Raw genomic sequence first — 19,904 nt, forward strand, 5'->3', positions numbered from 1 at the left:
CTTGTTTCAGGGTCCATGTCGTCAGCCACGGCTCGGTCGCAAAGATGGATGCTGAAACAAGTTCAGCATGACGGAGGATATCAGCGTACCCCGCGCCCGGCACTTGCCAGATGATGCGCATGGGTCACCGCCACCGCCAGCGCGTCGGCCGCGTCCGGACCGGCAATCACCGCTCCCGGCAGCAGCCGTGCGATCATCGCGTGGACCTGGTCCTTGGACGCGCCGCCGGTCCCGACCACCGCTTTCTTGACCAAGGTCGGGGCATATTCGCCGACCGCCAGCCCGCCCCGCGCGGCGCACAGCAATGCCACCCCGCGCGCCTGCGCCAGCTTGAGAGTTGAGCCCGGGTTCTGGTTGACGAACACTTCCTCCGCCGCCGCGGCTTCGGGACGGTGCTCAGCGATCAGCCGGTCGAGCGTGTCGGCCAGCTCGACCAGCCGCGTGGCGAAGGGCGCCGACGCTTTGGTTCGGATCTGCCCGTTAGCGAGGTGGGCCAGGCGATTGCCCTCGGCCCGGATCAGGCCCCACCCGGTGCAGCTGAGGCTCGGGTCGAGGCCGAGCACGATCACAGCTTGAGCCCGAAGCGCGGCCCGGCCCAGACCATCAGCAGATAGAGCAGCACCGTCAGCGCGCAGCCGAGCGCCAGGCTGAGGTAAAATCCGACGCCATTACGCAGCAGCGCCGGGATCAGCAGGAACATCGGCAGGCTCGGCAGGACGAACCAGAAGGTCGCCTGGGCATGCGCCGCCATGTTCGCCGCGTCGGGCTTGTCGTTCCACAGCCACAGCATGCCGAGCACCGACACCAGCGGCAGCGAGGCGACCAGCGCACCGAACCCTGGATAGCGCTTGGCGATCTCCGACACGGCGGCGACGATCGCGCCGCTCACCAGCGCCTTGACCGCCAGCCACCACATCAGCCGAGCTTCTCGGCCACCGCGTCGCTGATCTCGTAATTGCCCCACACGGTCTGGACGTCGTCGTCCTCCTCGAGCGTGTCGATCAGCTTCATCAGCTGCCCGGCATCGTCTTCGCCGACCTCGACCGGGGTCTGCGGACGCCAGGCGAGCTTGGACGATTCCGCTTCGCCGAGGCTGCCCTCGAGCGCCTTGGCGACCTCGTGCAGGCTGTCCTGCGCAGTCCAGATGCGGTGGCCGTCCTCGTCGCTCTCCACGTCGTCGGCACCAGCCTCGATCGCGGCCTCGAACACCTTGTCATTGTCGCCCGCGCTCGCCGGATATTCGACCAGCCCGAGACGATCGAAGCCGTGGCTGACCGAGCCGCTCGCGCCGAGGTTGCCGCCGTTCTTGCTGAACGCAGTGCGGACATTGGTCGCGGTGCGGTTGCGGTTGTCGGAAAGCGCCTCGACGATCAGCGCGACGCCGCCGGGACCGAAGCCCTCGTAGCGAATCTCCTCGTAATTTTCGGCGTCCGCGCTCGACGCCTTGTCGATCGAGCGCTGGATATTGTCCTTGGGCATCGACTGCGCCTTGGCGGCGAGCACCGCGGCGCGCAGGCGTGCGTTCATGTCCGGATCGGGCAGCCCCGACTTGGCCGCGACGGTGATCTCGCGGCTGAGCTTGCTGAACATCGCCGAGCGCTTCTTGTCCTGCGCCCCCTTGCGATGCATGATATTCTTGAATTTGGAATGGCCGGCCATTCTGGCGGGGCTCCTGACCTGATTGTGCAAGTGAAAAACGGTGCGGGACCCTTAGACGGATGAGTGAGCCGACGACAAGCGTGCGCCCCGCCGACGGCTTCGGTCCGGTCGCCTGGCGCGACTGGTTCGCCTTCCTCCGCAAGCCTACCCTTGCCGTTCCGCGCCAGCGCTTCGGCCTCGCCGCCATCGCCGCGGTCTGCTGGCTGCTGGTGCTCGACATCGCCTTCAACGTTCCGCTTGCGGCTCTACTGAGCTGGCTGAGCAAGCGCGAGACGTTGGCGCCGCCGCAATTCTCCGACCTCACCACCCACGGGCCGGTCTTCACTCTGCTGATGGGCGCATTGCTGGCGCCGGTGCTGGAAGAAATCCTGTTCCGCTCGTGGCTCGACGGGACGCGGCGGCACATCACCTTCTTTCTGATGGTGCTGCTGACTTTTGGCGCCTTCTGGAAATTCGGGGTGCAGGCCCAGCCGCTGCTGGCGATCGGCGTGGCGGCCGCGCTGCTGGTGGTCGGCGCGCTGCTCGTCTGGCACGCCGAGACGTCGGTGCCGCGCTGGTTCGCGCGCTATTTTCCGGCGATCTTCTACCTGCAGGCGGTCGCCTTCGCCGGGTCGCACTTCGGCAACTACCCGCTCGACCGCTTATGGCTGCTCGTGCCGTTCGTCCTGCCGCAATTGCTAGCCGGGCTGATCTTCGGCTTCGCCCGGGTGCGCTACGGGATGTGGGCGAACATCCTGCTCCACGCCAGCAGCAACGCGGTGTTCTTGACGCTGATGCTGGCGGGGCAGACGCCCCCGGCCTAGTGGAGGCCGAGCGCGTTGCGGTAGGTTTCGAGCAGCGCATCCTGCTCGTCGCGGGCGTTCTTCTCCATCTTGCGCAGCCGGACGATGGTCCGCATCGTCTTGGTGTCGTAGCCCGTCGCCTTGGCCTCGCCGTAGACGTCCTTGATGTCGTCCGCGATGCCCTTCTTCTCTTCCTCGAGCCGCTCGATGCGCTCGATGAACAGCCGCAGCTGTTCCGCCGAGACGTTGCCGTCCGCCATGATTTCCTCCCCGAGTGTCGGATTCTTGTTGTGGCGGGGCTGTAGGCCAGCCGCGCGAACCGTTTCAAGCGGTTGAACCACGCGGCGTTGCGGCTATGGCCGTTGCGCAACAAGGAGCAGGCATTTGGTACAGGCGGTCGGCCCGCGCGGGCGCAAGGTCCGGATTCTCGCGACACTGGGGCCAGCGAGCGACACGCGCGAGAAGATCGCCAAGCTGATGGCGGCGGGCGCCGACGCCTTCCGCATCAACATGAGCCACGGCGACCAGGCCGCCAAGGTCAAGCTCGTCCAGGCGATCCGCGGTCTCGAGGAGCAGACCAAGCGGCCCTCGACCATCCTGTTCGACCTCCAGGGGCCCAAGCTCAGGGTCGGCCGCTTCGCCGACGGCGGGGTCGAGATTCCGACCGGCAGCCGCTTCGTGCTCGACCGCTCGTCCGCTCCGGGCACTGCCGAGCGGGTCGAGCTGCCCCATCCCGAATTGTTCGAGGCGGTCGGCGAGGGCGACCGGCTGTTGATCGACGACGGCAAGATCCGCCTCCGTGTCTCCGCCATGACCGCCGACCGGATCGAGACCATCGTCGAGGTCGGCGGCCGGATCAGCGACAACAAGGGCGTCAACGTCCCCGACGTGCTGGTGCCGATCCCCGCGCTCACCGAAAAGGACCGCAGCGACCTCCAGTTCGCGCTCGAGCAGGGCGCCGACTACATCGCATTGAGCTTCGTCCAGCGAGCCGAGGACGTCGAAGAAGCGCGTGCGCTGATCGGCGACAAGGCCGCGCTGATGGTCAAGCTGGAGAAGCCCTCGGCGATCGACCGGCTCGAGAGCATCCTCGCCATCGCCGACGCGGCGATGGTCGCGCGCGGTGACCTTGGCGTCGAGCTGCCGCCCGAGGCGGTGCCCGCGATCCAGAAGCGAATCGTCGCCCGCTGCCGTGAGCTCGGCAAGCCGGTGGTGGTCGCGACCCAGATGCTCGAGAGCATGATCCACTCGCCGACGGCGACCCGCGCCGAGGTCAGCGACGTCGCCAATGCCATCTACGACGGGGCGGACGCGGTGATGTTGTCGGCCGAAAGCGCGGCGGGCGATTTCCCATGCGAAGCGGTGCAGATGATGGACCGGATCGGCCGCACGGTCGAAGCGGATGCCGGCTATGCCGCGCGGGTCCACTTCACCGCCACCCCGGCCGAGGCGACCACCGCCGACGCGCTCTCCGAAGCGGCCAGCAACATCGCGCGCACCGTCCCGGTGGCGGCGATGGTCTGCTACACCAGCTCGGGCTCGACCGCGCGGCGGATCGCCCGCGAGCGCGGCCCGGTGCCGCTATTGGTGATGACCGCGAGCCGGATCGTCGCGCGCCGGATGGGGCTCGTGTGGGGCGTCCACGCGGTCAACACCCGCGACGTTTCGAGCTTCGAGGAAATGGTCGCCAAGGCCAAGCGCATGGCGCTGCGCACCAAGCTCGCCGGCGCCGGCCAGCGACTGGTCGTCCTCGCCGGCATTCCCTTCGGCACCACCGGCTCGACCAACGTGATGCACGTCGCCCAATTGGTCGGCGACGAGCTGGACGACTACGCGGGCGCCTGATCCGCCCTAGCGGGTGCCCGTCATTTTGTCGGGGGCACTGGTGATCGGCGCCTGCTCCTGCTCGAGCGGCGCCGCCTGGTTCCACAGCGCCAGCCGCGGCACGCAGTCGAGTTCGGCCGGCTGGAAGTCGAACGCGCAGATGCCGCAGTTCAATATCTCCGACTGCTTGTCGATTTGGAGGATGGTCGCTTCGTCGAGCTCCTCGAGGATGTAGCGCATGCAGAGCACCACCACCTGGTGGCAGACGATCAGCACCCGCCGCTCGGGATAATGGAGATTGATCGAGTTCATCGCCGAGCGCAGCCGCAGGATGACGTCGGCCCAGCTCTCCCCGCCCGGTGCGCGATGGTAGAATTTGCCGAGCCGCGCGCGATGCGCCGCTTCCTCGGGAAAGCGCTCGCGAATGCCGAGCGTAGTCAGCCCGTCGAACACTCCGAACTCGCGCTCGCGCAGGCGCTCGTCGATCACCGTGCGTGATTTGCCACCGGCCAATCCGTCGGCCTCGCAGATGTGGCGCGCGGTCTGGCGTGCGCGCAAATAGGGAGAGGAGAGGATGACCTCGGGTCGCTGGTCGTCGGGCAGCGCGGCAAACCAGCGCCCGGTCGCCTGCGCCTGCTCATGCCCGAGGTCGGACAGCGGCACGTCGACGTCGCGCACGTCGATCCCGATCTCGGCCAGCCCGCGCGCGTCGGCATGGTCGCGCGCGACATTTCCCTGGCTCTGGCCATGGCGGACCAGCCACAACCGGGCCGGCCAGTGCGATACCGGCATCCTCGCTCCTTCGATCCCCACTCAACCCCGTCATGCTGAACTTGTTTCAGCATCCATGGTGGGAGTGGCCGGGAGCAAGTCCAATACTCAGCATACGTTTGAGGATGGATGCTGAAACAAGTTCAGCATGACGTTTGCGGCGTGGCTCAGCGCCCCGGCAGTTCCTCGGCGTGGAGCATGAAGTCGGCAAGCGCCTCCTCGAGCGGGCGCATCACCTGCCCGCGGCTGGTGGCGAGCGTGTTGTCGGCCTTGGGACCGGCGCTGTCGAAAATCTTGCGCGCGCTCATGCCCGCACGGTCGGCGATGTCGTGGGCAAGGCCGTGCCAGCTGACGCTGCCCTCGTTGGCGAGGTGCCAGATGCCCTGCTCGCCATCGAGCAGCAGGTCGAGCGTCGCATGGACGAGGTCGGGGACGTAAGTCGGGCTGACGACACTATTGTCGCTGGCATGGACCTCCTCGCCGCGGTGGAGGCGGCCAAGCACGTCGTGGAGGAAGTTGTAGCGGTCCCACGGGCCGAAGAAGGCGCTGGTGCGGACGATCAGCGCGCGCGGATCGATCGCCAGCACACGGTGTTCGGCGTCGGCCTTGCTGCGCCCGTAGACAGTCGCCGGGCTGGTCGGGTCGGGTTCAAGGTAAGGTTCGCCCTTCTGCCCGTCGAACACCAGGTCGCTCGAGAAAGTGACGAAGGGGATGCCGCGACGGTGGCAGGCGGCGGCGAGCAATTCGGGACCGGTGGTGTTGATCGCGAAGCAGTCGTCCTGCCGGTGCTCGGCCTCTGGCACGCGAACGAAGCCGGCGGTGTTGATCACCGCCCATGGCTTGAGCTCCTCGAGCGCCCGGTCGATCGAGGCGGCATCGGTGATGTCGAGCGCGGCGCGGTCGGTCAGGCGGTGCTTGAGCCCGCGCCGATGGCAGATGCGTGCGAACGCCTGGCCGAGCGTCCCGGTCGCCCCGGTGATCAGCAAGGGGTGCGCGCCGAACAGCGCCTCGCTGCTCGCTTCGCCGCCGATGTAGAAGCGCTCGGGGCGCTTCCACCAGGGCTGGCCCGCGATCACCGGGTGGTCGAGCGGTCTGCCCTGCGCGAGGCTGGCCGCGGCGCGGGCGACCATCGTCGGGCGCGGGGTACCGCCGCGAGTATCGAAGGCGCCGACGTCGTAAAAGCCTTCGCGGCGGGTGATCAGCGAGCGCCAGTCGACATTGCCGAACAGCGACCAGATGGTCACCGCGCGCACGTCGACCCCTTCGCGGCGCACTTCCTCGGCCGCGTTCCACACGTCGTGCAGCCAGCGCACCTGCTCCTCGCGGGTGCAGCCGTGGTGGACCTCGGTGATCGCCAGCGGGATGCGGTAGCGCGCCCACGCCTCGCGCAGCCGGGCGGCGGGGCCGACCTTGCCGGCCAGCTGCGGCATCCGCACCGCTTCCAAGTCGACGTAGGTGTCGCGGCCGTTGCTGCCCGGCGCGACATGGCGGTAGCGGCCGGTGCGGCTGTCGAGGAAGCGCTCGCTGGTCAGATAATGGTTGATGCCGATGATGTCGGGCGTCGCCTCGCCGGTGGCGAGGAGGTCGAGCATCGCGGCGCCAGCATGTTCCTCGAGCGTCGCGCGGAAGGGGTGGTCGGGCCCGACCTTGCCGGCGAGCAGGTCCATGCTCAGCCAGCGCCGCTCATTCTCATGTTCGGCCTGATAGGCGAGCTTGGGGGTGGAGAAGGTCTTGCCGAGGTCCTCGGTCGAGACGTGCAGCGCGCCCGGATTGACCGCGCGGATGGCGCGCATCGCCAGCAGCGAGCCGGCGCATTCGTTGACCAGCGCCTTGATGAAGCTGCCCCAGTCGTGGGCGTGCGGATACCAGTGGCCGTAGAGCGCGGCGAAGCGCGCGGTGGTCAGTGGCTCGTTGACCGGGGTCCAGTGGTCGATCCACGGATAGCGCTCGGCGACCTTGGCGGCATAGTCGGCCAGTAATTGCGGGAACTTCGGATCGAGCAGATTGGTGAACCGCGGCCCCGACCCGTGGTGGACGAGCCCGCCGATGACCGTGATGCCGAGGTCGCGCAGCCGGCGCAGCCGCTCGTCGTGCCAGCTGAAGTCGAGCGCCTGCGGGTCGTCGCCGACCACCCGCTCCCACACGATCGGATAGCGAACCGTGCGGATGCCGAGCCGGGCGATCTCGTCGAGATCGGCCAGACGATAGGCGTGGCCGGTCTCGACCAGCTGGTCACGATATTCGTCGCCGATCCGGACGACCGTGCACTCCACCCCGCCCCATAATTCAAGCGGGGTGGTCACAGGTTCTCGGCTCTCCATGGCGGCGTCCTCCTGGCCTAGATGGCCAGGCGAAGCTCCTGGCGCGACGCGCCCAGCCCGGTGCGCTGCTGGTCCATCCGGCGGAAGGTGGCGAGCGCCTGCCCGACGATCTGGTCCATGTTGTAGTAGCGGTAGGTCGCCAGCCGGCCGACGAAGGTGACGCCGCTGGTCGAGTCGGCCAGCGCCTCATACTTCTTGAACAGCGCCTGGTTCTCGGGCCGCGGGATCGGATAATAGGGGTCGCCCTCCGCGCTCGGATATTCGAGCGTGATGGTGGTCCGCGGGTGCTGCTGCCCGGTCAGGTGCTTATACTCGCTGATCCGGGTGTAGGGGATGTCGACCGACGGATAGTTGACCGTCCCGACCTGCTGGAACTGCTCCTTCTCGATCGTCGAGTGGACGAAGCGCAGCGAGCGATAGGGCAGCTTGCCGAAGCGCCAGTCGAAATATTCGTCGATCGGCCCGGTGTAGATGATGTGCGCGGCGTCGACCTCGTGGCGGATGTCGCGATAGTCGGTGCCGAGCTGTTTGTCGATCAGCGGATGGTCGAGCATCTTCTCGAACATCTTGGTGTAGCCGCGGAGCGGCATGATCTGGTGCGCGTCGGTGAAATAGCGATCGTCGGTGTTGGTGCGGGTCGGGATCCGCGCGGTCACCAGCTTGTCGAGCTCGCTCGGATCGAGGCCCCACTGCTTGCGGGTGTAGCCCTGGAAGAACAGCTCGTAGAGCTCGCGACCGACCGCGTTGACGACGACGTCCTCGGAGGTCTGGATGTCGGCGACCGGTTCGGCCCGCGCGGCGAGGAAAGCCGCGGCGTCCTCGTCGGTCTTGAGCCCCGCGTTGAACAACTCGTTCAACGTGGTGCGGTTGATCGGGATCGGTACCAACTTGTCGCGGACGCTCGCGAGCACGCGATGCTCGTACGGCCGCCACTGGGTGAATTGCGACAGATAGCTGACGATCTCGTCGCTGTTGGCATGGAAGATGTGCGGCCCGTACTTGTGGTACAGGATGCCGTGCTCGTTGAGCTCGTCGTAGGCGTTGCCGCCGATGTGATCGCGCTTGTCGACCATCAAGACGCGGGCGCCATGCTGGGTCGCCAGCCGTTCGGCCAGCACTGAGCCGGCGAACCCGCAGCCGACGATCAGATAATCGTACTTCTTGGCCTTGGGCTGGTGGGTGTAGGCGCCGGCGTTGCCGAACGCCGGGCGCTCGATCTTGCGGGCGGGCTCGGTGACTTCGTCGATCAGCGCGGCCATCCGCGCCTGGGTGGTGTCCCAGCTCATGTCGGCAAGCGCCAAATCGACTTCGCCAAGCCAGTCGCTGCCGCTCTGCGTCATGTCGAGCAGGCGCTGTGCCGCGTCGACGAACTGCTCGGCGGTAGCGGCGATGCGCACGCCCGACAGCTTCTCATAGTGGCGCTTGACGTCGCGGATCGGGGTCGAGACCACCGGCTTGCCCGCGGCGAGATATTCGGGGGTCTTGGTCGGCGAGATGAAGCGCGTCGCCTCGTTGATGGCGAACGGCATCATCGCCACGTCCCAGTTGCCGAGATAGGCCGGCAGCTCGTCATAGCTCTTGCCGCCGAGGTAGTGGATGTTGGCGCGGCGCGGCAGCTCGTCTTCGCTGATCTTCACCACTGGGCCGACCATCACCAGCTGCCAGTCGGGCTTCATGTCCGCGGCCTCGGCCAGCAGCTCGAGGTCGAGCCGCTCGTCAATGACCCCGTAGAAGCCGAGCCGTGGATGCGCGATTGCCGCCTGGTCGGCCGGGTCTGCGATCCCCGCGCGAGCCGCGCCGAAATGCTTGCGGTCGACCGACGATGGGAAGGGGTGGACGTTGCCGTGGCGCTTCTTCTTCGCCTCATAAAGCGAATAGCCGCCGGTGAAGACCAGGTCGGCGGCTTCGAGCAGCTCGGTCTCGAGGTTGAGCAGTTCCTGCGGCGCGAAGCGGAAGGCCGACAGTTCGTCCATGCAGTCGTAGACGGTGGCCAGCGCCTCGAGATGCCGCGAGAAGGGCAGCATCATGGGGGTATAATACCAGCGCACGAACTTGCCCGGCAGGGTCGAGACATATTGGTCGAGCAGGCCCTTCAAGATCGTTTGCTGCTTGTCGCCGTCGAGCCCCTCGGGCAGCCGCGGGGTGACGATGGTCACGCCGGGCGCGTTCTTGGCCGGGCGCGCGTCGAGCGACGGCGCTTCACCGGCCGCAGCGGGGACGGGCTCTTCCCAGAAAACCACGGGCTGGGATTTCGCGAACCGCATCATCAGATGCTGCGGCCGCTGGGTAACGAATTCCCACCGCAAGTGCGAAAAGCAGATCAGCGTGGTGCGCGCGTTCGAGAGGGAAGGGACCGCCGAAGAGCCCGAAGCGGAAACGCCAACTTTCTCGAACATGCGAATGGAATCCTTTGAAAAAAGGCGAATGATTACGACGTAACAACAATCCGCCGATTCGGGTTCCGCCGACGGCGGATGAATTCGGCGTTAATTTGCTGCATTGCGGCAAAAGGCCGCTGCAACGCGCCAAAACGAGTGTTGGCGCGACCTGAAGAACGTCCGCTGCACGGCTGCGGTTCCGAGCAAGCGGGTCACGCCAGCGCCGGGTCGCGGGTGCGGCTGACCTTGCCGCCGACGCGGCCCGCGGCGGCCGCGCGATCGCGATCATTGGCGAAATTGCCGCCCGAGGCCTTGCCGCCCTTTCGCGCAATCTCGCGTTGGCGGGCCGGGTCCATCGCCGCGAAGCCGCGCTTCGTCTTGGTTTGGTCGGGCATGATTGAGAAAATCCTGTTCTTGAAAGGTTTAGGGTGTCCAATCATCGCGCAAGCGAGCGGTTGCGGTTCATAACTTTAGTTAGGACGATGGCCGGCCGTGGGCGGAAAAGTTGACGATTGCGCCCGCGCCGCCGAAGAGCCTGGGCCATGACGACGACCATCGCGGAACTGGAGCGCCGGCGCGAAGCCGCCCGGCTTGGCGGAGGCACGAAGCGCATCGAGGCGCAGCATGCGAAGGGGCGGCTGACCGCCCGCGAGCGCGTCGCCGTGCTGCTCGACGAGGGCAGCTTTGAGGAGCTCGACAGCTTCGTCGAGCATAACGCCACCGAGTTCGGGATGGCCGAGCAGAAGATCCCCGGCGATGGCGTGGTCACCGGGTCGGGCACGATCAACGGCCGGCTGGTCTACCTCTTCGCGCAGGACTTCACCGTCTTCGGCGGCCCGCTGTCCGAACGCCACGCGCAGAAGATCTGCAAGGTGATGGACGCGGCGATGAAGGTCGGCGCGCCGGTCATCGGCCTCAACGACTCGGGCGGCGCGCGCATTCAGGAAGGCGTCGCCAGCCTCGCCGGCTATGCCGAGGTCTTCCAGCGCAACGTGCTCGCCAGCGGGGTCGTGCCCCAACTCAGCCTGATCATGGGCCCGTGCGCGGGCGGCGCGGTCTATTCGCCGGCGATGACCGACTTCATCTTCATGGTGAAGGATTCGAGCTACATGTTCGTCACCGGCCCTGATGTCGTGAAGACCGTCACCAACGAGGTCGTCACCCAGGAGGAACTGGGCGGGGCGATCACCCACACCACCAAGTCATCGGTCGCCGACTTGGCGTTCGAGAACGACATCGACGCGTTGCTCGGCGCGCGCGAGTTCTTCGACTTCCTGCCGCTGTCGAACCGGGTGAACGTGCCCGAGCGACCGACCGAGGACCCGTGGGACCGCGTCGAGGAGAGCCTCGACACGCTGATCCCGCCGAGCGCGAACCAGCCCTACGATATGCACGAGCTCATCCGGAAGGTCGCCGACGAAGGCGACTTCTTCGAGCTTCAGCCCGCGCACGCCGGCAACATCATCATCGGCTTCTGCCGGATCGAGGGCCGCACGGTCGGCGTGGTCGCCAACCAGCCGATGGTGCTGGCGGGCGTGCTCGACATCAATTCATCCAAGAAGGCCGCGCGCTTCGTCCGCTTCTGCGACGCCTTCGACATCCCGATCCTGACCTTCGTCGACGTTCCCGGCTTCCTCCCCGGAGTCGGCCAGGAGCATAACGGCATCATCAAGCACGGCGCCAAGCTGCTGTTCGCCTATGCCGAGGCGACTGTTCCCAAGATCACCGTGATCACCCGCAAGGCCTATGGCGGCGCCTATGACGTCATGGCGTCCAAGCATTTGCGCGGGGATTTGAACTACGCCTGGCCGACCGCCGAAATCGCGGTGATGGGCGCCAAGGGCGCGGTGGAGATCATCTTCCGCAAGGACATTGGCGACGCCGAGGCGATCGCCGAGCGCACCCGTGAGTACGAGGAACGCTTCGCCAACCCCTTCGTCGCGGCGAGCATGGGCTTCATCGACGACGTCATCGAACCCCGCGATACGCGGCGGAAGGTGGCGCTGGGATTACGCAAGCTGCGCGACAAGAGCCTCGAAAACCCGTGGAAGAAGCACGACAACATTCCTTTGTGAGTTGAGCTCCCCCATCCGTCATGCTGAACGTGTTTCAGCATCCATGGTCGAGCCACGCCGTGCGTGACGACAAGGACCCTGAAACAAGTTCAGGGTGAAGGCATAGGATCGAAACCGAGTCCCACTGCGAGATCGTGCCAGTCCGGATTCTCACTCTCAATCAGATTGATCTTCCACTGTCGATGCCAGCGCTTGAGCTGCTTCTCCCGCTCAATCGCGTCGAGCATGGTTTCGAACGGCTCGAACCTCACCAGGAGCATCACGCCATAGCGCGTCGTAAATCCCTTCACCTCGCCACTGCGATGCTGATAGAGGCGCGCGACGAGATCGGAGGTTACTCCGACGTACAGCGTCCCACGGGGTTGGCTGGCAAGGATGTAAACGCACGGCAGCTTCACGGCCGCCGTGAATGCGGAGGAATGGATGCTGAAACAAGTTCAGCATGACGGTGGACAATGAAACTCGGCCGCCTGAACCACGTCGGGGTCGCCACCCCCTCGATCGAGCGCAGCGTCGAGCGCTACCGCACCCTGTTCGGCGCCGAGCCGCACGGCGAGCCGTTCGACCTTCCTGCGCAGGGTGTCCGCGTCTGTTTCGTCGATGCGCCCAACAGCCAGGTCGAACTGATCGAGCCGCTCGGCCCCGACAGCCCGATCGCCAAATTCCTCGAGAAGAATCCCGAAGGCGGGCAGCACCACGTCTGCTTCGAGGTCGACGACATCGAGGCCGCCCGCACCCACTTCGAAGGCCAGGGCGTCCGCATCCTCGGGCCGACCCGGATCGGCGCGCACGGGACGCCGATCTTCTTCGTCCACCCCAAGGACATGGGCGGCGTGCTGACCGAGTTCATGGAATCGCCCAAGCAGGCGCACTGAAAAGCACGCCTCAGCGCGTCTTCACATAGCGCCCCGGCGCGTCCTCGATCGCCTTGAGCTTACCCTTGCCCGGGACCCGCGCGCCCTTGGCGGGGACCTCGCTCGGGTCCTGCGCCTTTAGCCACTCGAGCCAATCGGGCCACCAGCTCCCCTTATGCTCGGTCGCCCCGGCGATGAACGCGTCGAGGCTCGCCGCATCGTCGTCGTTGACCCAATATTGGTATTTGCCCGCGGCCGGCGGGTTGACCACCCCGGCGATATGGCCCGAGCCCGCCAGCACGAACCGTTTGGCCCCGCGGAAATGGTCCATGATCTTCCACACGCTCTCGGGCGGGGCGATATGGTCCTCGCGTCCGGCCTGGATGTAGCAGGGCGTCTCGACCTTCCCCAGCTCGATCGGCGTGCCGGCGACCGACACTCCGCCCGTCACCATCCGGTTGCCCTGGTAGAGCGTCTCCAGATAGTCGCGGTGCCAGCCGGCCGGCAGATTGGTGACGTCGCTGTTCCAGTGGAGCAGGTCGAACGGCGCCGGCTCCTCGCCGAGCAGGTAATTGCCGACCACGTAATTCCAGATGAGGTCGCGCCCGCGCAGCAGGTTGAATGTCGCCGCCATGTAGCGCCCGTCGAGCACGCCATTCTCGGCGGTGAGCTGATCCAATAGCCCCATCGTCTCGTCGCCGAGGAACAGCTTCAAATCGCCCGCGCTCTCGAAGTCGACCTGCGCGGTGAAGAAAGTCGCGCTCTTGACCTTGGCCGCCTCACCCTTGGCGGCAAGGTAGGCGAGCGTCGCCGCCAGCGTCGTTCCCGCCACGCAATAGCCGATCACGTGGACACTCTCGACGCCGAGCAGGTCGCGGATGGTGTCGACCGCGTCGATCTGCCCGCGCAGCACATAGTCGTCGAGCGTCGTGTCCTTGAGGCTCTCGTCGGCCGACTTCCAGCTGACCATGAATAGCGAGATGCCCTGCTCGACACACCAGCGGACGAAGCTCTTCTCGGGCGTCAGGTCGAGGATATAATAGCGGTTGATCCACGGCGGGAAGATCACCAGCGGCGTCCCCAGCACCTTGTCGGTGACCGGGGTGTACTGGATCAGCTGGTAGAGCGGCGTCTCCTTGATCACCTTGCCCGGCGTGGTCGCGAGATTGCGCCCGACCTCGAACGCACCCTTGCGGGTCTGGGTCAACTGTCCTGAGCGGATGTCGTCGAGCATGTGGCGCAGCCCGGTCAGCAGATTCTCGCCGCGCGTCTCCATCGTCTTTTTGAGCACGAGCGGATTGGTCAGCGCGAAGTTCGACGGGCTCATCGCGTCGACGAAGCTCTTGGTGGTGAATTTGAGCTTTTGGCGGGTCGCCTCGTCGACGCCCTCGACTTTGTCGACGCCTGACAGGAGTTGGTCGGAGATGGCGAGGTAGCTCTGGCGGATGGTGTCGAATAACGGGTTGTCGCGCCACTCGGGAGCGGCGAAGCGCTTGTCCTTCTGTGTCGCCGCGGCCTGCGCCTGGCCGAGCATCTGGCCCCACGCCTGGAGCCCCTTGCTCCACGCGTCGGCGCCCGCCGTGAACAGCGCCATCGGATCGGCCGGCGCGGCCGGGGCGGCGAGCCCGGGCAGCGGCTGGCCCGACTTGAGGCTCTCGGCCCAGCTCTCCATCAGCATCTGCTGCGCCCGCCCCATCACCGAGGTCCAGTGTTGCCAGTCCTCGAGGGTGGGGAAGGGCGGGGTGGGGGCGGTGGTGTCGGACATGGCGTCAACTCTACTCGCGCGCCGCGAAGCCGTCACCCCGTGCCGCGCGCGACCTCAGTCGACCGGTTCGGCGGGAACTCGACACGGCCGTCCGGCGACGCGCGCGACCTCGCGGCACATCCGCCGCGCCGCAGCCAGCGTTTCGCCGAGATTGTCGCGGACGAAGAGCTTTCCGGTCAGTCGTTTCAACAAAAGGTCCTGGGCATTGCGGTCCGCCGCGAGTCGTGCGCGGTCGATGTCGAACGCCACCCGTCGCCGGGTCGTCGGATCGTAGCGGTAATGGATCGTGTCGCCCGGCCAGTCGCCGCCCGATGTCGCGCGGACATAATCGATCCCCTGCTCGAGATAGCCTTAGCTGCGCACATAATCGGCCACCGCGTCGCGCATGGCGACGTCGCCCAACTTGCCGAACAGCCCCGACGACACGAGCTCGCGATAGATGGTGTCGGGCGCGTCGGGCTTGGGCAGCACCCGAGACCCCGCGATTCCCTCGTCGAACCCCGGAGGACGCGCGGTGGGGTCGCGCATCGCCTTTGCGCTGACCTCCATCAGGTCGAGATTTTCCTTCAGGGCCACGTCGAGATCGCGCAGCGCGGCGACGTCCTGCTGGGCCTCGTTGAGCAACCGCCCGACCGCCTGGTTGCGCACGTCGCGATCGTGGGCGGCCTCGGACCAGTCGCTGATCTTGAACGCCAGCAGCACGCCGAGCACCACCAGCACGAACTCGATCCCGACCGCCACCCAATCCTGCCGCGCCAGCGCGGCCCGTGTCCCCCGCCCGATCATGGCGGATTATTACCAAAAAACGGGGTTCGCGCGAAGTCGGCCACGACCGCCTTTGGACTTCACGCTTGCGCGCTCCGCTCGGGACGGGCGAAAGGGGCGGGTGACCCCCGCGCTCCCTACCCCGAGCCTGCCTCAGGCGATCGTCCTGCTCGATTATTTCGGGATCGCGGTGTTCGCCATTTCGGGCGCACTGCTCGCCGCCGAGAAGCGCCAGACCCTCGTCACCTTCATCTTCTTCGCGGTCGTCACCGGGGTCGGCGGCGGCACGCTGCGCGACTTGCTGATCGGGGCGCCGGTGTTCTGGGTCCACCGCAACGGGGTGCTTCTGATCTGCATGGCGGCCGCGCTGGCGGTCTGGCTGGTCCGCAGCCGTCGCATTTCGGAACGCACCCTGCTGTGGTTCGACGCGCTCGGGCTCGGCGCCTACGCGACCTATGGCGCGGCCAAGGCGACCGCGTGGGGCGTTGCCCCGGTGCCGGCCTTCGCGATGGGCGTGCTGACCGCCTGCGCGGGCGGGATCATCCGCGACGTCCTCGCCGGACAGCCGTCGATCCTGATGCGGCCCGAGCTCTACGTCACCGCCGCGGCGTTGAGCGCCGGGCTGTTCGTCGGCCTGCCGCTCATCGGGGTGCCGCTGCCGCTTGCCGCGCTCGTCGCCGCGCTCGCCGGTTTCGGCTTGCGCGGGCTGGCCATCGCCCGCGGCTGGAGCCTGCCCGCTTACTCCGGCTGAGGTGTGCATTGCCCGCTTGTCACGCGGCTTCAACCCTCAAGTGAGGCCGCCGCGCGCAGAGGCTGCGGCGAAGGAGTGTGCCGATGTTCATTCTGTTCGCCGCCGCCGCGCTCGCCGCCGCCAACCCGGGTAACGACCCCGCGCTCGAGCCCGACCTCACCCGCGCCGAGGCGCTCATTCGCGCCGACCAGTTGTTCGACCGCTTCGACCGCAATCACGACGGGCTCGTCACCCACGCCGAAGCGGTGGCAGAAGGGCACAAGCTCGTCCTTCTCCGCCTCGCCACCGGGCGCGATTCAGCGCCGGGGCTCGGCGGCCACACGCTGCAATATCTCCGCGCGAAGTTCGACGGCGCGCCGTTCGTCACCCGCGCCCAGTTCGAGGCCGCTTGGCTCGCCCATTTCGACGCGATGGACACCAACCACGACGGCATCCTCACCGCCGCCGAACGGGTCGCCGCCGTTCGCTGACGTTTAGAGAAAAGCAAACCGCGCCTGCTAGCCCATCGCGACGGCGGGCGCGGGGCTCGCCGATGTAGGGCGGAGCGGACAGCGTTGACGACGACGACCGCCACGCTCGCGCTGCCCACTGCCAAGCCCTGGCCGCGCCCCGCGGTCGCACCGCTGTCGGCGCTGGTCGCCGGGCTGACGATCCTCTCGCTGCTGCCGCTGCTGCTGATCCGCTACCCGGCCGAGGTCGATTACTACAATCACCTCGCGCGGATGGGACTGATCGCCGACTGGTGGCGGGGGGTCGACAATCCCTTCTACGCCGTCCGCTGGCAGATGCTGCCCAACCTCGCCGCCGACCTCATCGTCCCGCCGCTCGGGCTGCTGATCGGGGTCGAGGCGGCGCTGAAGCTGTTCGCGGTCGCCGCCAAATTGATGATCGTCACCGGGGCCGTCGCGCTCGAACGCGTGGTACGCGGCCGGCACCTGCTCGCCGGATTGTTCGCGCTGCTGGTGCTGTTCAATTGGCCCTTCTCGTGGGGCGTCGTCAATTTCGAGTTCGGGCTGGGCGTCGCGCTGTGGGGCGTCGCGGCGTGGGTTTCCTTTGCCGGCCGTCCGCTCATCCAGCGCGCGGCGGTGCACACGGGCGTCGTCGGCGCGCTGTTCCTCAGCCACTTCCTCGCGCTCGGCATTTACGGCGTGACCATCGGCCTTCTCGAGCTCGCGCGGTGGAGCCGCCCGGCGACCCGGCTGCGCCCGGCTCGGACAGTAGCCCTGCTCGCCGTAATGGCCGCGCCAGTGGCGCTGCTGCTCGCACTCACGCGGCTGAGTGGCGGTGCGATCGGCGGGACCACCACTGTCTGGGCGTTCGGCTTCAAGTGGTTGTGGCCGCTGCTGCTCCTCAACGCCGACCTGCCCATGCTGAGCGCCGCGATGATGCTCGGGCTGCTGCTGTGGCTCGGCATACTCGTCGCGCGGCGGCGGCTGAGCCTGACCCGCGAGGGCGCGTTCGTGGCCGGTGGGCTTCTGCTGCTCTACGTCGCGATGCCACGGCAGCTGTTCGAGACCGACATGATCGATATCCGGCTGCTCGTCCCGCTGTTCCTGATCGTCCCCGCCTTCGTCTCGCTCGAGGGGTGGAGCGCCCGCGCGCGCCGCCACGCCGCGCTCGCACTGACCGTGCTCATCCTCGTCAACCTCGCCGTGACCGCGACCAGTTGGCGCAGCGTCTCGCGCGACGCCGCCGAACTGCGCGCCGCGGTCGCCACCTTGCCGCCGGGCAGCCGCCTCCTCGTCGCCCGCGCTCCCGGCGCCGCCGAGCGATACTCCTCCGCGCCGATCGTCTTCGTGCCGACACTCGCGGTGCACGACATCCATGCCTTCACCCCGTCGCTCTACACGATGCCGGGGGTGCAGCCGGTCGCCCCGCGCCCCGCGGTCGCCCCGCTCCACATCGACAAGGGCCTGGACTATCGCCTGCCACCCTTCGCGCTGCTCGCTGGCGAGGTCCGCCGCCCGGGTTCGAGCGGGCGCACCTACCTCGCCGATTGGCCCCACGCCTATGACGCGCTGGTGTTGATCGGCCCGCCGGTCGCCAATCCCTGGTCCGACCGCCTTCGTCCGGTCGCAGCCACGGCCCAGGCCACCATCTATCGCCTGGGGAACTGAGCGGGCGCCTTGCCGCACTGCAGCAAGGGCGTCACAACGCTCGCCATGGACACCGACTTCTACCGCATCCACCGCCTGCCGCCCTACGTCTTCGCCGAGGTGAATGCGATGAAGGCCGCGGCGCGGGCGCGGGGGGAGGACATCGTCGACCTCGGCATGGGCAATCCCGACGGCGCCCCGCCGGCGCATGTCGTCGCCAAGCTCGCCGAAGTCGCGGCCAAGCCCGACGCCCACGGCTATAGCGCCAGCCGCGGCATCCCGGGACTGCGCAAGGCCCAGGCCGCTTACTACCAGCGCCGCTTCGGGGTGACCCTCGACCCCGACCGCGAGGTGATCGTCACCCTTGGTTCGAAGGAGGGCCTCGCCAACCTCGCCCAGGCGATCACCGCGCCGGGCGACGTCGTCCTCGCGCCCAACCCGTCCTACCCGATCCACAGCTTCGGATTCATCATCGCCGGCGCCGCCATCCGCTCGATCCCCGCTGCCCCGGGCGAGGACTTCTTCGAGCGGCTGCGCCTGGCGATGCGCTACACGGTGCCGCGGCCCAAGGTATTGGTGATCGGCTATCCGTCGAACCCGACCGCCTATGTCGCCGACAAGCCCTTCTATGAGCGGCTGGTCGCCTTCGCTCGCGAGCATCAGATCTGGATCATCTCCGACCTCGCCTACGCCGAAATCTACTTCGGCGAGGAGCCGACCCCGTCGATCCTCGCGGTCGAGGGCGCCAAGGAGGTGGCGGTCGAATTCACCTCCATGTCCAAATCGTATTCGATGGCCGGCTGGCGGATCGGCTTCGCGGTCGGCAACCCGACCCTGATCGAGGCGCTGGCGCGGGTGAAGAGCTACCTCGACTATGGCGCCTTCACCCCGGTCCAGGCCGCCGCCGTCGCTGCCCTTAACGGCCCGCAGGACTGCGTCGCCGCCAACCGCGCGCTCTACAGGAAGCGCCGCGACGTGCTGGTGGAAAGCTTCGGCCGCGCCGGCTGGGACATTCCGGTGCCGCAGGCGAGCATGTTCGCCTGGGCCCCCATCCCCGAGCCCTTCCGCGCCGCCGGCAGCATGGCCTTTGCCAAGGATCTGCTGGTCAAGGCGGGGGTCGCGGTCGCCCCGGGGGTCGGCTTCGGCGAGGAAGGCGAAGGCTTTGTCCGCATCGCGCTGGTCGAGAATGAGCAGCGCCTCCGCCAGGCCGCGCGCGGGGTGAAGAAGCTGCTCGCGACTGCGCCCCGCGCCGGCTGACCTGACCGGAAAATGAAGATGCTTTCATCTTGGAAACGGGACAAGCGAGCCGTCGTTTGAAGTCCGTCTCGTTTTCGAGGAGGGACTGATGAAGAAGATCTATCTGGCGGCGATGGCGGTCGCGATCGTCGCGGCGCCTGCCGCCGCGCAGTGGGCGCCGGGCCCATGGAATCCCAATACTTTCTGGCAGGGCGCGCCCGACAATCCCTATGAGCGCATCCAGTTCTTGCAGGATCGCGTCACCCGCGGTCTGTCCGACGGTTCGCTCAATCGCCGCGAAGCCAACCGGATCAGCGGTGAGATCAACGGCGTCCGCAACTGGATCCAGCGCATGCACTGGGAAGGCGGTCGCCTGACCCCGGATCAGCGCGCCCGGGTGCAGGCGCGGCTCGACCAGATCAGCCGGCAGATCCGCTGGATGCGTCACGACGGACGCTAATTAGGCAGTCGAATGAATGACGCAGCGGCCTCGTCGAATGTTCGGCGGGGCCGTTTCGTCTGGACGGCGCGCTCATCCTCAGCCCGCCTTGCGCGCGCCGCCGAATTCGCAGTCGGTGTAAGCGGTCACAATGTAGAAATCAGGCCAGACCCGCCGATTTTCCCAGA

The 19,904-nt window shown here is 67.3% G+C and carries 21 protein-coding genes; 9 read left to right on the top strand and 12 right to left on the bottom strand.

Features of this window, described 5'->3' with window-relative positions:
• Positions 1–80 precede the first annotated feature (80 nt).
• The 3 genes from ruvC to GCU42_RS12515 are packed head-to-tail and all read right to left on the bottom strand — an operon-like array spanning position 81 to position 1,659.
• The gene (ruvC, locus tag GCU42_RS12505; protein ID WP_114229112.1) at positions 81–569 is read right to left on the bottom strand and encodes a crossover junction endodeoxyribonuclease RuvC; all 489 of its coding nucleotides are present in this window, start codon (positions 567–569) and stop codon (positions 81–83) included.
• The gene (locus GCU42_RS12510; protein WP_114229111.1) at positions 566–916 is read right to left on the bottom strand and encodes a DUF3147 family protein; all 351 of its coding nucleotides are present in this window, start codon (positions 914–916) and stop codon (positions 566–568) included. Before GCU42_RS12510 ends, ruvC begins: the two co-directional genes overlap by 4 nt.
• Complete coding sequence (locus GCU42_RS12515) at positions 916–1,659, bottom strand: YebC/PmpR family DNA-binding transcriptional regulator (protein ID WP_114229110.1); 744 nt, start codon at positions 1,657–1,659, stop codon at positions 916–918. The genes GCU42_RS12510 and GCU42_RS12515 overlap by 1 nt, the downstream gene beginning before the upstream one ends.
• A 59-nt stretch (positions 1,660–1,718) precedes the next feature.
• Between GCU42_RS12515 and GCU42_RS12520 the strand changes: the two genes are divergently transcribed.
• On the top strand, positions 1,719–2,462 hold the full coding sequence (locus tag GCU42_RS12520) for a CPBP family glutamic-type intramembrane protease (protein WP_114229109.1): 744 nt from the start codon (positions 1,719–1,721) through the stop codon (positions 2,460–2,462).
• Here the strand turns inward: GCU42_RS12520 and GCU42_RS12525 are convergent.
• Positions 2,459–2,701, bottom strand: coding sequence for a DUF2312 domain-containing protein (locus GCU42_RS12525; protein ID WP_114229170.1), 243 nt, complete (start codon positions 2,699–2,701; stop codon positions 2,459–2,461). The genes GCU42_RS12520 and GCU42_RS12525 overlap by 4 nt on opposite strands.
• Positions 2,702–2,825: 124 nt before the next feature.
• Between GCU42_RS12525 and pyk the strand changes: the two genes are divergently transcribed.
• Positions 2,826–4,286, top strand: a complete 1,461-nt coding sequence (pyk, locus tag GCU42_RS12530; RefSeq protein WP_114229108.1) for a pyruvate kinase — start codon at positions 2,826–2,828, stop codon at positions 4,284–4,286.
• Positions 4,287–4,292: 6 nt separating this feature from the next.
• On the opposite strand, the gene GCU42_RS12535 is transcribed toward pyk, so the two are convergent.
• The 4 genes from GCU42_RS12535 to GCU42_RS12550 all read right to left on the bottom strand — a co-directional run bounded on the left by GCU42_RS12535 (position 4,293) and on the right by GCU42_RS12550 (position 10,130).
• Entirely contained in the window at positions 4,293–5,057 is a 765-nt protein-coding gene (locus GCU42_RS12535; protein ID WP_114229107.1) for a histidine phosphatase family protein, read from the bottom strand.
• Positions 5,058–5,203: 146 nt separating this feature from the next.
• Positions 5,204–7,339 (bottom strand): family 1 glycosylhydrolase, encoded by a 2,136-nt coding sequence (locus tag GCU42_RS12540; RefSeq protein WP_240309583.1) that lies wholly within the window; start codon positions 7,337–7,339, stop codon positions 5,204–5,206.
• A gap of 35 nt (positions 7,340–7,374) precedes the next feature.
• Positions 7,375–9,753 carry a UDP-galactopyranose mutase gene (gene glf / locus GCU42_RS12545; RefSeq protein WP_240309582.1) on the bottom strand — a complete coding sequence of 793 codons (2,379 nt, stop codon included), beginning with the start codon at positions 9,751–9,753 and terminating at the stop codon, positions 7,375–7,377.
• 194 nt (positions 9,754–9,947) lie between these two features.
• Entirely contained in the window at positions 9,948–10,130 is a 183-nt protein-coding gene (locus GCU42_RS12550; RefSeq protein ID WP_114229105.1) for a con-10 family general stress protein, read from the bottom strand.
• Positions 10,131–10,277: 147 nt separating this feature from the next.
• Here GCU42_RS12550 and GCU42_RS12555 point away from each other — a divergent pair, with 147 nt between their 5' ends.
• Positions 10,278–11,810: an acyl-CoA carboxylase subunit beta gene (locus GCU42_RS12555; RefSeq protein WP_152569580.1), complete on the top strand. Its 1,533-nt coding sequence runs from the start codon at positions 10,278–10,280 to the stop codon at positions 11,808–11,810.
• An 89-nt stretch (positions 11,811–11,899) separates the two neighbouring features.
• Here GCU42_RS12555 and GCU42_RS12560 read toward each other — a convergent pair whose 3' ends face one another.
• Complete coding sequence (locus GCU42_RS12560) at positions 11,900–12,208, bottom strand: GIY-YIG nuclease family protein (RefSeq protein WP_114229103.1); 309 nt, start codon at positions 12,206–12,208, stop codon at positions 11,900–11,902.
• Positions 12,209–12,265: 57 nt separating this feature from the next.
• Between GCU42_RS12560 and mce the strand changes: the two genes are divergently transcribed.
• The gene (gene mce / locus GCU42_RS12565) at positions 12,266–12,685 is read left to right on the top strand and encodes a methylmalonyl-CoA epimerase (RefSeq protein WP_114229102.1); all 420 of its coding nucleotides are present in this window, start codon (positions 12,266–12,268) and stop codon (positions 12,683–12,685) included.
• A gap of 10 nt (positions 12,686–12,695) precedes the next feature.
• On the opposite strand, the gene GCU42_RS12570 is transcribed toward mce, so the two are convergent.
• The 3 genes from GCU42_RS12570 to GCU42_RS12580 all read right to left on the bottom strand — a co-directional run bounded on the left by GCU42_RS12570 (position 12,696) and on the right by GCU42_RS12580 (position 15,215).
• Complete coding sequence (locus GCU42_RS12570; RefSeq protein WP_114229101.1) at positions 12,696–14,429, bottom strand: PHA/PHB synthase family protein; 1,734 nt, start codon at positions 14,427–14,429, stop codon at positions 12,696–12,698.
• A 54-nt stretch (positions 14,430–14,483) separates the two neighbouring features.
• Entirely contained in the window at positions 14,484–14,678 is a 195-nt protein-coding gene (locus tag GCU42_RS12575) for a hypothetical protein (RefSeq protein WP_114229100.1), read from the bottom strand.
• A 102-nt stretch (positions 14,679–14,780) separates the two neighbouring features.
• Complete coding sequence (locus GCU42_RS12580) at positions 14,781–15,215, bottom strand: hypothetical protein (protein ID WP_114229099.1); 435 nt, start codon at positions 15,213–15,215, stop codon at positions 14,781–14,783.
• 100 nt (positions 15,216–15,315) lie between these two features.
• On the opposite strand from GCU42_RS12580, the gene GCU42_RS12585 reads away from it, so the two are divergent.
• From GCU42_RS12585 to GCU42_RS12605, 5 genes are all read left to right on the top strand, one after another.
• Positions 15,316–15,945, top strand: coding sequence for a trimeric intracellular cation channel family protein (locus GCU42_RS12585; RefSeq protein WP_240309581.1), 630 nt, complete (start codon positions 15,316–15,318; stop codon positions 15,943–15,945).
• An 83-nt stretch (positions 15,946–16,028) separates the two neighbouring features.
• Positions 16,029–16,415, top strand: a complete 387-nt coding sequence (locus GCU42_RS12590) for an EF-hand domain-containing protein (RefSeq protein ID WP_114229168.1) — start codon at positions 16,029–16,031, stop codon at positions 16,413–16,415.
• A gap of 84 nt (positions 16,416–16,499) precedes the next feature.
• The gene (locus GCU42_RS12595; protein ID WP_114229097.1) at positions 16,500–18,062 is read left to right on the top strand and encodes a hypothetical protein; all 1,563 of its coding nucleotides are present in this window, start codon (positions 16,500–16,502) and stop codon (positions 18,060–18,062) included.
• Positions 18,063–18,107: 45 nt separating this feature from the next.
• A complete protein-coding gene (locus GCU42_RS12600; RefSeq protein ID WP_114229096.1) occupies positions 18,108–19,298 on the top strand; it encodes an LL-diaminopimelate aminotransferase in 1,191 nt (396 codons plus the stop codon).
• Between the two features lie 88 nt (positions 19,299–19,386).
• Complete coding sequence (locus GCU42_RS12605; protein WP_114229095.1) at positions 19,387–19,737, top strand: hypothetical protein; 351 nt, start codon at positions 19,387–19,389, stop codon at positions 19,735–19,737.
• Positions 19,738–19,904 lie beyond the last annotated feature (167 nt).

The sequence above is a fragment of the Sphingomonas ginsengisoli An et al. 2013 genome (assembly GCF_009363895.1).
GTDB classification, from domain to species: Bacteria; Pseudomonadota; Alphaproteobacteria; order Sphingomonadales; family Sphingomonadaceae; genus Sphingomicrobium; species Sphingomicrobium ginsengisoli.